The sequence below is a fragment of the Bradyrhizobium sp. 187 genome (genome assembly GCF_023101005.1).
Lineage (GTDB): Bacteria > Pseudomonadota > Alphaproteobacteria > Rhizobiales > Xanthobacteraceae > Bradyrhizobium > Bradyrhizobium canariense_D.
Genome location: NZ_CP064693.1, coordinates 7,006,496 through 7,019,366 on the forward strand (window position 1 = coordinate 7,006,496; position 12,871 = coordinate 7,019,366).

A 12,871-nucleotide genomic window follows, 5' to 3' on the forward strand; every position below is an offset into this window, starting at 1 on the left:
TCAGCAGCAAAGGCAATCCATGGCCTACTGAAATGCAACTTCGGCGAAACTGCGGAGCTTGCGGGAATGCAGTCGCTCGGATTCCTGCTGCTTGAGCCGTTCCAGCGCCTTTAAGCCGATCTCGAGATGCTGGCCGACGCGGCGGCGGTAGAATTCGCTGGCCATGCCTGCGAGCTTGATCTCGCCGTGGAGAGGCTTGTCGGAGACGCACAGCAGCGTGCCGTAAGGGACGCGAAAGCGGTAGCCGTTGGCGGCAATCGCGGCCGATTCCATGTCGAGCGCAACCGCGCGCGATTGCGACAAGCGGCGAATGACATCGGGCCCGCTGATCTCCCAATTGCGGTTGTCGACGCTCGCGACGGTGCCGGTGCGCATCAGGCGCTTGAGCTCGAATCCTTCGAGCCCGGTGACGTCCTCGACCGCCTCCTCGAGCGCCACCTGCATCTCCGCGAGCGCCGGGATCGGCACCCACAGCGGCAACTCACGATCGAGCACATGGTCCTCGCGCACATAGCCATGGGCGAGCACGTAGTCGCCGAGCCGCTGCGTGTTGCGCAGGCCCGCGCAATGGCCGAGCATCAGCCAGGCATGGGGCCGCAGCACGGCAACATGGTCGGTGACGTTGCGCGCGTTCGACGGACCGGTGCCGATGTTGATCAGGGTGATACCACGATAGCCGGGCGCGGCCAGGTGGAAGGCAGGCATCTGCGGCGTGCGCGCGGGCGCAACGCCCGTCGTCGCGCCGCCGCTGCGCGTGATCACATTGCCTGGAGCGACGAAGGCATCGAGGCCCGCCTCGCCAGCCTGAAGCCGCTGCTGGCAAAGCTGCGCGAAGGCGTCGACATAGAACTGGTAGTTGGTGAAGATCACGAAGTTCTGGAAATACTCTGGATCCGTGCCCGTGTAGTGGTAGAGCCGGCGCAGCGAGTAGTCGACGCGGGCCGCCCGAAACAGGGACAGCGGTTCGGGCGCGCCGGGCTGGAGCTCGAAAGTGCCGTCGGCGATGGCATCGTCCATGGTGGCCAGATCAGGCACGTCAAACGCATCGCGCAGCGATCGCGTCACCGGCGAGTTCTCGCTGGTGGTGATGGCGGCTTCGATGTTGATGTCGCGGCGATAGGCGAAGTGAACGGGGATCGGTTCGCTGGACTCGCCGATTTCGACTGGGACACCGTGGTTCTGGATCAACAGTCCGATCTGCTCTGTGAGATAAGTCCGGAACAGATCCGGCCGCGTGACGCTGGTCTCGTGCACACCGGGCCGCGCGACGAAGCCGTAGGCGAGCCGCGAATCCAGCCGCGCATGCGTCGCGGTGGTGATACGGACGAAGGGATAGAAGGCCCGCACCCGCGTCGTGATTGCCTCGCCGTTGACGTAAGCTTCGAACCGGTCGCGCAGGAACTTCGTGTTGCGCTCGTAGATCTCTTCGAGGCGGGCGACGGCGAGGCCGGCGTCGGAATAGGATTCGGTGGCGACGGAGGGTGGAGATTGGATGGATTGCATTGTTCGACGCCGGGTTTGCTGGGGCTGAATCGAACTATAGCAAGAAAACTAAAGCAAGAAAGAAGCCGCCCGTCATTGCGAGCGTAGCGAAGCAATCCAGAAATCTCGCCACGGAGGCGACCTGGATTGCTTCGCTGCGCTCGCAATGACGAATGGGATGACGCGCTTTCGCGCGTCACTTCTCCCGGAACGCTCGCATGAACTGGTCGTGCAGCGGCTTCATCAGGTAGGACAGCATGGTGCGATCGCCGGTCTGGACGAACGCTTCCGCCGGCATGCCGGGGATCAGCCTGGAGTCACCGAGCTTGGCGACCTCCTCTGCGGACAGCGAGACGCGGATGGTGTAGTAGCTCTGGCCGGTGCGCTGATCGGTGGTGACGTCGGGCGAGACGCGGCTGACGACGCCGTTGAGCTCCGGCGTTGTGCGCTGGTTGAACGCGGACAGGCGCAGCAGCGTCTTCTGGCCGATCTGGAGCTTGTCGATATCGACCGGATTGACCTTGGCTTCGACCTGGAGATCGTCGGCCTGCGGCACGATCAGCATGAGGGCGTCGCCGGCGGTGATGACGCCACCAACGGTATGCACCGTCGATTGCAGCACCATGCCGTCCTGCGGCGCGCGGATGTCGACACGGCGAAGCTGGTCCTCGGCGGCGACCTTGCGCTCGATCATTTCGCCGATCTTGTCGTTGGTCTCGCGCAGATCCTTCGAGACCTCGCTGACCATGTCCTTGTCGACCTGGATGATCTGGAGCTCGGTCTCGGTGATCTTGCCCTTGGCCTGCGCCCGCGAGGCGATGTATTGCGCGCGCTCGCCGTTGAGGCGGGCGCTGTCGCGTTCGAGCGTGGTCAGACGGGAGATCTGCACCAGGTGCTTGTCATAGAGATCGCGGACACCCACGAGCTCCTGCTGCACCAGCGAAATTTCCTTGTCCTTGGCCCGCTCCTGCGCGGAGAGGCCCTCGATCTCTTCATTGAGCTGCTGGATGCGCTCGCGCAGCTGCGCCTTCTGGCCGGCGCGTCCGTTGACGCGGACGTCGAACAGCTTGGTTTCGGCGGAGAGCAGCGCCTTGACGTCGGGATCGTTGCCGCGATCGAGCAACGCTTGCGGGTAGTCGATCCTGTCGATTCCGCGCTGCTCGGCCTGGAGCCGCGCCGCACGCGCCTGCGCCGCGTCGAGATTCTTGGTGACGATGGCGAGATTCGCCTTGGTGACGGTGTCGTCGAGCCGCACCACGATGTCGCCAGCCTTAACTACGTCGCCATCGCGAGCACGCACCTCGCCGACGACGCCGCCGGTCGGATGCTGCACCTTTTTGACATTGGACTCGACGACGATCTGACCCGGCGCGATCAGCGCGCCCGAAATCTGCACCGTCGAAGCCCAGCCGCCGAGGCCGACCAGGAGGACCAGCACGATCCCAAGCCCGAGCATCAGGTGAAACCGGATCGACTGCCGTACGGTCCTCTTCGCGGCAGGCTTCGCGCCGCCGAGCGCCATCGTGCTCATGCCTTGGCTCCGCCTTCGCTGACGATCTTGATCGGCGCCGGCGGCGTCACGCGCGGCTGGAGCACCTGGGCGAGCACCTGTTCCTTCGGCCCGAAGGCCTGCATGCGGCCGTCGCGCAGCACCAGGATCTGGTCAACCGCTTCCACGCCGATCGGACGGTGCGCCACTACGATGACGATGGCGCCGCGCTCGCGCGCCGCGCGGATGGCGCGGGTCAGCGCCTCGTCGCCTTCGGTATCGAGATTGGAATTGGGCTCGTCGAGCACGATCAGGAAGGGGTTGCCATAGAGCGCGCGCGCCAGCGCCACGCGCTGCGCCTGGCCCGCGGAGAGCGCCGTGCCCTGCTCGCCGACCTGGGTGTTGTAGCCCTCGCGCATCTTGATGATCATCTCGTGCACGCCGGCTTCCTTGGCGGCGCCGATGATGCCGTCAGACGTGGCCTCGGGATCGAAGCGGCTGATGTTCTGCGCGATGGTGCCGCCGAACAATTCGACGTCCTGCGGCAGATAGCCGATGTGGCGGCCAAGCATGTCCGACGACCACTGGTCGAGCGCCGCGCCGTCGAGCCGCACCTTGCCGCGGACCGGCTGCCAGACGCCGACCAGCGCGCGGATCAGCGACGACTTGCCGGAGCCGCTCGGTCCGATCACGCCGAGGCCATTGCCGGCTTCGAGCGCAAAGGTGATGTCTTGCACGATGAGGCGCTGGTCGCCCGGCGGCACCATGGCGATACCTTCGACCGAGAGGCGGCTGGTGGGCGCCTGCAACTGGGTCGGCATCGTCTGCGCCGGCATCTGCTCGAGAAGGCGGGTCAGACGATGCCAGCTCTGGCGTGCCGCGACAAAGGATTTCCAGTGCGCGATCGCGAGGTCGACCGGCGCGAGCGCGCGTGCCGAGAGGATCGAGCCGGCGATGATGATGCCGGCGGTCGCCTCCTGGTGGATGACGAGATAGGCGCCGACCGCGAGCACGGCCGATTGCAGCATCATGCGCAGCACTTTTGCGACCGCGCCGAGACCGCCGGCGACGTCGCTCGCACGCTGGTTGCCGTCGAGATATTTTTCGTTGGCCTCGCTCCAGCGCGCGTTCATCCGGCCGGCCATGCCCATCGACACCATGACTTCGGCATTGCGGCGGCTGGCCTGGGCGAGATCGTTGCGCTGGGCGGCGAGCCCCATCGCCTCGCGCGCCGGCTGGCGGGACATGAACTCGGTGACCAGCGTCAACCCGACCAGGATGACGGCTCCGACCAGCGCGGTGACGCCGATCATGACGTGGAAGGCGAAGCAGATGGCGAGATAGAGCGGCAGCCAGGGCAGGTCGAAGAACGCGCTCGGTCCCATGCCGCCGAGGAAGGAACGGACATTGTCGAGATCCCGCAGCGGCTGAAGCCCCTCGTTGCGGCTGCCAACCAGCAGCGGCAGGCGCACGATGGTGTCGAACACCCGCTTGTTCAAGGCTTCGTCCAGGGCGGTACCGACCCGGCCCAAGATCCGGTTGCGGATCATGTCCAGCACGCCCTGCGCCATGTAGAGGAAACCGGCGAGGACGATCAGGCCGACCAGGGTCGGAATACTGCGGCTCGGCAGCACCCGGTCGTAGACCTCCAGCATGAAGATCGACCCGGTCAGATAGAGCAGGTTGATCATGCAGCTCATCAAGCCGACGCCGACAAACGCCGTGCGACAGGCGCGCAGCGCATCACCGAGCTCTGAGCGGCGGACGCCGGGAACGGCTGCCATCAGTCTGATCTCTTTCGGGTAGGGGCCAAAGTCCCTGATTTCAAAGGCAAATTCAGGAGTAATTGACCCGGATTAACATCGCGTTTGCGCTCATCGCTCAACGCAGTCGAACACCCGGGACCCCTATGGCCCACATCACCCCCGACCGACCTTGCACGCAAGTCCGGAATCTCACGATCTTGCGGCTTTTTCTTGCAGACATGTCACCTCTCCCCGGGCGGGGAGAGGTCAAAAGTTCGATCAATTGAACCCGGGCGCCATTAGAACCGGCCGCCGCCGCGGACCAGCCGCACCACCAGCAGCAGGATGACCGCGCCGATGGCGGAATAGATGATCTCCGATATCAGCCCGGTGCCGATGTGAATGCCGAGCTTCGGAAACAGGAAGCTTGCCACCAGCGCGCCGGCGATGCCGACCACGATATCGCCGATGATGCCGAACCCGGTTCCGCGCACCACCTTGCCGGCCAGCCAACCAGCGACGAGGCCGACGAACAGGATGACAAGCAAGCCTTCATTCGAAATGTACATAAATGAGGTCCCTCTCCGTGAACGGTTCCATGGAAGCGGAACCGGGATGAACGAGGTCTGAATGCTGTTCCCCCGTTCCCCGCTGGCGGTCCAAATATCATGACAGCGCGGTGACCGGCTCCGCCAGCACGCACCGTGCTGCCCGGCCCGGCCCGACCTCCACATTCCCAGGCAATTGCTCCAGGCAGCGCGGCTGGGCAGCGGCGCAGCGGGGCGCAAAGGAGCAGTTGTGCGGCCGCTCGCCCAGCGACGGCGGGGTGCCGGGGATGGTCTCGAGCCGCTGTCCCCGCTTGGCCCCGTGGACGGTCGAGGCGAGCAGGCCCCTGGCGTAGGGATGCACCGGCGAGCGGACGATGTCGCGAAGCGTGCCCTGCTCCACGATCTGGCCGGCATACATCACCGCGACCCGGTCGCAGATCTCGATGGCGACCCCGATGTCATGGGTGACGAAGATGACGGACATGCCGAACTCGCGCTGCAGCTCGCGCAACAGCAGCAGGATCTGGATCTGCACGGTGGCATCGAGCGCCGTGGTCGGCTCGTCCGCGAGCAATATCTTGGGACGACACGCGAGCGCCAGCGCGATCATCGCGCGCTGACGCATGCCGCCGGACATCTCATGCGGATAGGCATCGAGCCGCCGTTTTGCGGAAGGAATGCGCACGACCTCGAGCATTTCGAGTGCGCGCGCCCTGCCCTCCGCATACGACTTGCCTTCGTGACGCACCACGCTTTCGGCGATCTGCGCGCCGATGGTGTAGACCGGATCGAGCGCCAGCGCCGGCTCCTGAAAGATCATCGACACGGTTTGGCCGCGGAACGACGACAGCTGCTCGTCGTTCATGGCGAGCACGTCGCGGCCCATGACGTTGACCTTGCCCGTGATCTGCGTGCGCTTCTTCGGCAACAGGCGCATCAGCGCGCGCAAGGTCACGCTCTTGCCCGAGCCGGACTCTCCGAGCAGGCCCAGCACCTCGCCGTCGCCGAGCGAGAGACTGAGATCGTTCACGGCATAGACCGTGCGCTCCCCGGTGAAGCGGATGTTAAGGCCTGAGATCTCGACGAGCTTTGTCATGACGGAAGTTTCGGCAGCCTTTCGTGGTAGTCGGTGGCGCGCTGGAACGCGGCGCCGATGGTGAGCAAGGTCGCTTCATCGAACGAGCGGCCGATCAGCTGCATGCCGATCGGAAGACCGCTTTTGGTGAAGCCCGAGGGCACCGTGAGCGACGGCAGGCCGAGGTAATTCACCGGACGGGTGAACAGCGTCAGCCGCTGCAACAGCGCCGGCGCATTCGGCCCGCCGCCAACGTCGCTCTCCTCGATCGTTGGCGCCGGCACGGGGGACGCCGGCGCGATCATCGCGTCGACGCCCGATGTGGCAGCGTTGTGCGCGGCGAGCGCAGGTCCGCGCCAGCGCATCGCCTCGAGATAGGTGATGGCGGGGACCGCGAGGCCGTTCTGGAGCCGCATCAACACCTGCGGACCATAATCCTGCGGCCGCTCAATCATCCAGCGCTTGTGGAAGGCGGCGGCTTCGGCTGCGAGCACGAGCTGGCTTGCCGAGGACAATTGCCGCTGATCGGGCAGCTCGACCGTGACGATGTCGGCGCCCTCACGCTTGAGCACCGCAACGGTCTCGTCCAGCACGCGCGCGACCTCGCCGTCGAGATCATCGACATAGAAGGACGAGGGGACGCCGACCTTGAGGCCCTTCAGCGAGCCCTTGGTCGCGCCGACATAGTCAGACAGCGGCTCATGACTGCAGGTCGAATCCTCAGGATCAGGGCCGGCCATCAGCGCCAGCAGCAGCGCGCAATCCTCGGCGGTGCGGGCGAGCGGGCCGACCGTGTCGAGCGACTGCGACAGCGGCATCGCGCCGGCGCGGCTGACCCGGCCGACGGTGGTCTTCAATCCCGTGACGCCGCAGAAATGTGCGGGCATGCGGATCGACCCGCCGGTGTCGGAGCCGAGCGCCGCATAGGTCAGTCGCGCCGCGACCGCCGAGCCCGAGCCCGACGACGAGCCGCCGGTGATGTGCGCAGCGTTCCAGGGATTGCGAACCGGGCCGTAATGGGCGTTATGGCCAGTCGGGCCATAGGCGAATTCGGCGAGATGCAACGTGCCGAGGCGAACCTGGCCGGCGTCCTTCAGCCTCTGCAAGGCGGTGGAGGTCACTGTCGGAACGAAGTCGCGGCGGATCAACGAGCCGCAGGTCGCGACGTGACCTGCGTCGTAATACATATCCTTGTGCGCGAGCGGCACACCGTGCAGCGGACCGCGGACTTCCCCCTTGGCGAGTTCGGCGTCGGCGGCATCGGCGGCCTTCAGCGCTGCCTCTGCCTCGATCGACATGAAGGCGTTGAGGTGCGGCTGCCACTGCGCGATGCGATGCAGCAGCGCACGCGTCACCTCATGCGAGGACACCTGCTTCATCGCGATCGCGCGCGCGACCTCGGTGAGCGTCATCAATGCGGGCTCGGTGCTCATTTCGAGACCTTGGCAGTCTGCGCGATCGGATAAAGCGCGGGCTCGAGATCGAACGGCAACGTGCCGGCAATGGCCGCAAAGCCCTCGAAGGCCGGTCCGATGGAATTGGAGATGCGCGTCGCGATCTCGTCGTCGACGGGAACGCCGGCGACCTGTGCCGTCGCCTTGATCTCTTTTGTCGTCGGTCTCATGCGGTTTCCTCCTTCGGCGCGCGGCGATGGCCTGAACCCGGGATCGCCATGTAGCACGCGGCCTCGTGGCCCATTCTATCGAGCGCGGTGAGTTTTGGTGTCGCATTTGCGCAGAGCGGCTCCGCAAACGGGCAACGGGTGTGGAAGCGGCAGCCCGAGGGTGGATCGATCGGATTGGGCGGATCGCCCGTGATCGGCGGCGTCTCGGTGCGGCGGTCCGGATCCGAGGACGGCATCGCGGCAAGAAGTGCGCGCGTATAGGGATGCGCCGGTTGGTCCCAGACCTGGTCGACCGGGCCGAGCTCGACGACCTCGCCGAGATACATCACCAGCACGCGATCGCTGATATAGCGCACGACGTTGAGGTCGTGACTGATGAAGAGATAGGTCAGGCCGAACTCACTCTTGAGATCGGCAAGCAAATTGAGCACCTGCGCCTCGACCGACTTGTCGAGCGCGGAGACGGCTTCGTCGAGAATCACCAGCCGCGGCGACAGGGCCAGCGCACGCGCGATGTTGACGCGCTGGCGCTGGCCGCCGGAGATCTCATGCGGGTAGCGGTTGGCAAAGTTTGCAGGAACCAGGCCCACTTTGCCCAGCAGCTCGCGCGCCAGCGCGCGCGCGGCGCCGTCGGCCATGCCGTGCACCTTTGGGCCGAAGGCGATCGAGTCCTCGATGGTCAGGCGCGGGTTGAGCGAAGCGTAGGAATCCTGGAACACCATCTGCATGCCGCGGCGCAGCTCGCGCAAGGAGAGCGACTGGCCGACGCTCATGCCGTCATAGATGATGTCACCGGTGTCGCGCGGCATCAGATGCATGAGCAGCCGCGCGGTGGTCGACTTGCCGCAACCGGACTCGCCGACGATGCCGACGGTCTCGCCCTTGGCGACGGTGAACGAGACATTATCGACCGCCCGCACGGTGCGCTTTGCGGCGAACAGGCCGCCACGAACCGGGAAATGCTTGGTGAGGCCGTTGACCTGGAGCAGCGGCTGGGCGACGCCGCCGAGGTCTTCGATCGGCTCCAGCATTGCGACGGAGAGGTTGGTTTCGCTCATGGCTAGTTCCTGATGTCCATGGCGCTGCGCAGGCCGTCCGAGAGCAGGTTGAAGCAGATCGAGACCGCGAAGATCATTGCACCGGGGAGCGCGGCGACCCAGGGGTTGACATAGATCGCGGTCCGCAAGGTATTCAACATCAGGCCCCATTCCGGCTCCGGCGGTTTGGTGCCGAGGCCGAGGAACGACAGGCCTGCCGCGAGGATCATCGAGACCGAGATCAGGCTGGTCGCGTAGACGAAGATCGAACCGAGCACATTGCCGAGGATATGAACGCGCATGATGGTGAACGGTCCCGCGCCCGAGGCGCGCGCGGCGTCGACGAAGTCCATGTTGCGCACCCCCGTCGTGACGCTTTCGGCAACGCGGGTGATCTGCGGCACGAACACGACGGTCAACGACACGATGGAATTGAGGATGCCCGCGCCCAGCGCGCCCGAGATCGCGATCGCCAGCAGCACGGACGGAAACGCGTAGAACACGTCGATCGTGCGCATGATCGCGGTGTTGAGCTTGCCGCCGACATAGCCGGCAACGAGGCCGAGCGAGGTGCCGATGCAGAAGGCGAGGATCACAGGCAAAATGCCGATGAGAAGCGACAACCGGCCGCCATAGATCAGCCGCGCCAGCATGTCGCGGCCGAGTTCGTCGGTGCCGAGCGGGTAGCCGGATGTGCCAATGTGCCGAAGGCGGCGGATCATCGAGCCCTTGTAGGGATCTTCCAGACCGAGCCACGGCGCAACGATCGCGGAGAGAAAGATCAGCAGCAGCACCAGCGCGCAGACCATGCTGACCTTGTCACGCCAGATACGACGGCCGACGGTCGCCCAATAGCCGCGCGCCTTGGTCGCGGGCGCGGACTGAAGCGCCGTATCGCTGGTGACGGACAACGGAAGCTCGCTCATCGCTAACCCCGTTTGATGCGCGGGTCGATCGCGGCTTGCGCGATGTCGACCATCAGATTGAGGAAGACGAAGAACAGCGCCAGGATCAGGATCGTGCCCTGCAGCAGCGGCAGGTCGCGCTGGAAAATCGCGGAGTTGAGCAGGAAGCCCGAGCCCGGCCAGGAGAACACCGTCTCGATCAGGATCGAGCCGCCGAGCATGTAACCGAGCTGAAGTCCCATCACCGCGAGCGCGGTGGGGGCGGCGTTCTTGATGACGTGGCGGAACACGCCGCGCTCATGCAGGCCTTTTGCACGCAGCGCCTCGACGAAGTCCTGGCTGAGAATGTCGCCGGTCAGCGCGCGCACCGTGCGAGTGACGATGCCCATCGGGATCACCGAGGTCGTGATCGCTGGCAGCACGAGATATTGCAAATGCGCCCAGTCCCAGGCCCAGGCGGCCGAGCCGCCGGGTCCGGCGCCGACAGCGGGCAGCCAGTTCAGCTGGACCGAGAAGATGATGACGAGCACCATGCCAAGCCAGTAATGCGGCACCGAAACGCCGGCGATGGCAAAGGAGGTCGCCAGCTTGTCGATCCAGGTCTCGCGGAAATAGCCGGCGATCAGGCCGAGCAGGATGCCCATGGTGAAGCCGATGATCGCCGCCGCAATCGCCAGCGTGACCGTGTTGCTGACCGCGCGCATGACCTCGGCGAGCACCGGGCGGCCCGTGGCGATGGAATTGCCGAGATCGCCATGAAGCGCGCGGAGCAGCCAAAGCCCGAACTGCACCGGCAGCGGGCGGTCGAAACCATAGGCTGTCCGGAGCTGCGCGGCGAGCTCCTGCGAGGCGTCTGCGGGGAGCACCGCGACGAGCGGATCGCCCGGCGTGATGTGCACGAGCAGAAAACACACCAGCGCGACGCTGATGACGATCGGGATGACGTAGACGATGCGTCTGGCGATATAGGCGAGCACGTTGTTTCTTTTCTTCCCTTCTCCCCTTGTGGGAGAAGGTGGCGCAAAGCGCCGGATGAGGGCTCTAACCCCGGATGCAGTGTTAACGAAAAAGAGAGAGGGTCATCCGCGGAAAGAGATCCCTCACCCGGCTTCGCTTGCGCGAAGCCACCCTCTCCCGCAAGGGGAGAGGGTGCACTGCGTATGAGGCGGGAACTATTGCATCGACACCAGTGAGAAGTCGATGAACCAGCTCTTTGGCTGCACGACGCCTGTCACCTTCGGGCTGATGGCGCGGGGACCGACGTCGTGGGCGACATAGAGGAAGGCCGCGTCATCGACGGAGGCCGCGTGCAGTTCGGCGAGCGCGGCGTCACGCGCGGCGGGATCGAAGGTCTGCCGCGCCTTCTTCACCAGCTCGTCGAATTTGGGATTGTTGATGAAACCCCAATTGTTCGAGACCGGCGGCGCCATGCCCGATTGCAGGAAGCGCACCAGCGCGAAGAACGGGTCCATCGCCGCATAGGTGACGTTGGTCGCGTTCGAGCCGTTGGCACTGGGATCCTTGGCGCCGCGGCGCCAGTTGGTGAACAGCGTATTCCACTCGATGACATCGAGCTGCACGTCGAAATAGCATTCGGCCAGCGCCTGCTGGATATATTCGTTCATCGGCAACGGCTGCATCTGGCCCGAGCCGGACGCAGACGTCTGGGTCTTCACCGTCAGCTTCTTGTTCGGGCCGAATCCGGCCTCCTGCATCAGCTTCTGTGCAGCAGCCTTGTCGTACTTGATCTCGAAGGTCGGTCTGCCGCGCCAGGGATGGCCGACCTCGAACGTGCCGGTCGCGGGCACCATCAGCCCCGCGAGCAGGCCGTCCTTGAGGCCTTCGCGATCGACGCAGAGGTTCGCGGCCTTGCGCACGCGGATGTCGTTCCAGGGCGAGCCCTCGACGCGCGAGAACTGCCACGGCCAGACGTGCGGCTGCTCGTTGGCGTAGAGCTTGAAGCCGCGCTGCTTGAGCTCGGGCAACGCGTCCGGCGCCGGCGCCTCGACCCAATCGACCTGCCCGGAAAGCAGCGCCGCGGTGCGCGCGTTGGCCTCCGGCATCGGCAACAGCACCATCTTGTCGACCTTGGGCACGCGGTCCTTGTTCCAGTAGCTCGCATTCTTGACCAGCTCCAGCCGCTCGCGCGGGGTGAAGCCCGCCATCTTCCACGGGCCGGTGCCCGCGGCGTCCTTGGCAAACGCGGTCCATGCGGCCTGCGACTTGGCCTTGGCGTCGGCGCCCTCCGCCTTGTCGTAGAAGGCCTGCCACTTCGCCGGGCTCGCCATGAAGAGATTGGTGAGGTTGATCGGCAGGAAGCTGTCGGGCTCCTTGGTGGTGAGCTCGACCGTCATGTCGTCGACCTTCTTCGCTGATGCCAGCGTCGGCATGCGCGAGGCCGTGACACCGACCTGGCTGGCGTCGAATTGCGGCGCGTCCTGCTTCAGCACCTTCTCGACATTCCACACCACGGCGTCCGCATTGAACGGCGAGCCGTCATGGAAGGTGACGCCCGGCCGCAGCTTGAAAGTCCATTTGGTCTTGTCGGCATCGTCGACCTTCCACTCGGTAGCAAGGCCGGGGATCACCACGCTCGCCTTGTCGGCCGAGGAAAGGTCCCAGCCGGTGAGCGCGTCATACATGGTGAGGCCGGTGAAGCGGTTGCCTTCAAAGCCCTGATCGGGCTGGCCCAGCGTGCGCGGAATATCGGCAGCCGTCATGGCGATGCGCAGCACGGTTTCGGCAGTGGCCGCGCGCGGCCACGCAGCCGCGCTACTGAGCGCCAGCAACGCGATCAGCGCCGCGCGGGTCTTGTTTTTCTTGATCAACATTGACTCAATCCTTTTCCGGCTTCGATGACTAATTTTGATGCAATCGTATGCAATGCCTATGCCAATGGGGAAACTTATTCTGCAAATTGCCCCTGCGACGACAAGTCCTTGTGATGACACGTCGGCGAAAGCACC

General features: G+C 65.1%; 11 protein-coding genes. All 11 read right to left on the reverse strand.

The annotated features are described in order from the left end of the window. Positions 1-24: 24 nt before the first annotated feature. Entirely contained in the window at positions 25-1,503 is a 1,479-nt protein-coding gene (locus IVB19_RS33865; protein WP_018457588.1) for an AMP nucleosidase, read from the reverse strand. Between the two features lie 175 nt (positions 1,504-1,678). Continuing rightward, the gene (locus IVB19_RS33870; protein ID WP_018457589.1) at positions 1,679-3,013 is read right to left on the reverse strand and encodes an HlyD family type I secretion periplasmic adaptor subunit; all 1,335 of its coding nucleotides are present in this window, start codon (positions 3,011-3,013) and stop codon (positions 1,679-1,681) included. Beyond that, on the reverse strand, positions 3,010-4,755 hold the full coding sequence (locus tag IVB19_RS33875) for a type I secretion system permease/ATPase (RefSeq protein WP_018457590.1): 1,746 nt from the start codon (positions 4,753-4,755) through the stop codon (positions 3,010-3,012). The genes IVB19_RS33870 and IVB19_RS33875 overlap by 4 nt, the downstream gene beginning before the upstream one ends. Before the next feature lie 260 nt (positions 4,756-5,015). Beyond that, the gene (locus IVB19_RS33880; protein WP_007605178.1) at positions 5,016-5,285 is read right to left on the reverse strand and encodes a GlsB/YeaQ/YmgE family stress response membrane protein; all 270 of its coding nucleotides are present in this window, start codon (positions 5,283-5,285) and stop codon (positions 5,016-5,018) included. 97 nt (positions 5,286-5,382) lie between these two features. Continuing rightward, the gene (locus tag IVB19_RS33885; protein ID WP_018457591.1) at positions 5,383-6,360 is read right to left on the reverse strand and encodes an ABC transporter ATP-binding protein; all 978 of its coding nucleotides are present in this window, start codon (positions 6,358-6,360) and stop codon (positions 5,383-5,385) included. Continuing rightward, on the reverse strand, positions 6,357-7,772 hold the full coding sequence (locus IVB19_RS33890; protein ID WP_018457592.1) for an Asp-tRNA(Asn)/Glu-tRNA(Gln) amidotransferase GatCAB subunit A: 1,416 nt from the start codon (positions 7,770-7,772) through the stop codon (positions 6,357-6,359). The genes IVB19_RS33885 and IVB19_RS33890 overlap by 4 nt, the downstream gene beginning before the upstream one ends. Next, a complete protein-coding gene (locus tag IVB19_RS33895; RefSeq protein WP_018457593.1) occupies positions 7,769-7,963 on the reverse strand; it encodes a hypothetical protein in 195 nt (64 codons plus the stop codon). The genes IVB19_RS33890 and IVB19_RS33895 overlap by 4 nt, the downstream gene beginning before the upstream one ends. Continuing rightward, positions 7,960-9,021, reverse strand: a complete 1,062-nt coding sequence (locus tag IVB19_RS33900; protein WP_018457594.1) for an ABC transporter ATP-binding protein — start codon at positions 9,019-9,021, stop codon at positions 7,960-7,962. Before IVB19_RS33900 ends, IVB19_RS33895 begins: the two co-directional genes overlap by 4 nt. Positions 9,022-9,023: 2 nt before the next feature. Further along, positions 9,024-9,926 carry an ABC transporter permease gene (locus IVB19_RS33905; RefSeq protein ID WP_018457595.1) on the reverse strand — a complete coding sequence of 301 codons (903 nt, stop codon included), beginning with the start codon at positions 9,924-9,926 and terminating at the stop codon, positions 9,024-9,026. 2 nt (positions 9,927-9,928) lie between these two features. Continuing rightward, positions 9,929-10,882 (reverse strand): ABC transporter permease, encoded by a 954-nt coding sequence (locus IVB19_RS33910; RefSeq protein ID WP_085349306.1) that lies wholly within the window; start codon positions 10,880-10,882, stop codon positions 9,929-9,931. A 195-nt stretch (positions 10,883-11,077) separates the two neighbouring features. Next, positions 11,078-12,736: an ABC transporter substrate-binding protein gene (locus IVB19_RS33915; protein WP_018457597.1), complete on the reverse strand. Its 1,659-nt coding sequence runs from the start codon at positions 12,734-12,736 to the stop codon at positions 11,078-11,080. Positions 12,737-12,871: the final 135 nt, after the last annotated feature.

What these genes read in the sequence shown, in the direction of transcription:
- IVB19_RS33865 (WP_018457588.1), bottom strand. Translation starts at nt 1,503, where the DNA reads ATGCAATCCATCCAATCTCCACCCTCCGTCGCCACCGAATCCTATTCC.
- IVB19_RS33870 (WP_018457589.1), bottom strand. Translation starts at nt 3,013, where the DNA reads ATGAGCACGATGGCGCTCGGCGGCGCGAAGCCTGCCGCGAAGAGGACC.
- IVB19_RS33875 (WP_018457590.1), bottom strand. Translation starts at nt 4,755, where the DNA reads ATGGCAGCCGTTCCCGGCGTCCGCCGCTCAGAGCTCGGTGATGCGCTG.
- IVB19_RS33880 (WP_007605178.1), bottom strand. Translation starts at nt 5,285, where the DNA reads ATGTACATTTCGAATGAAGGCTTGCTTGTCATCCTGTTCGTCGGCCTC.
- IVB19_RS33885 (WP_018457591.1), bottom strand. Translation starts at nt 6,360, where the DNA reads ATGACAAAGCTCGTCGAGATCTCAGGCCTTAACATCCGCTTCACCGGG.
- IVB19_RS33890 (WP_018457592.1), bottom strand. Translation starts at nt 7,772, where the DNA reads ATGAGCACCGAGCCCGCATTGATGACGCTCACCGAGGTCGCGCGCGCG.
- IVB19_RS33895 (WP_018457593.1), bottom strand. Translation starts at nt 7,963, where the DNA reads ATGAGACCGACGACAAAAGAGATCAAGGCGACGGCACAGGTCGCCGGC.
- IVB19_RS33900 (WP_018457594.1), bottom strand. Translation starts at nt 9,021, where the DNA reads ATGAGCGAAACCAACCTCTCCGTCGCAATGCTGGAGCCGATCGAAGAC.
- IVB19_RS33905 (WP_018457595.1), bottom strand. Translation starts at nt 9,926, where the DNA reads ATGAGCGAGCTTCCGTTGTCCGTCACCAGCGATACGGCGCTTCAGTCC.
- IVB19_RS33915 (WP_018457597.1), bottom strand. Translation starts at nt 12,736, where the DNA reads ATGTTGATCAAGAAAAACAAGACCCGCGCGGCGCTGATCGCGTTGCTG.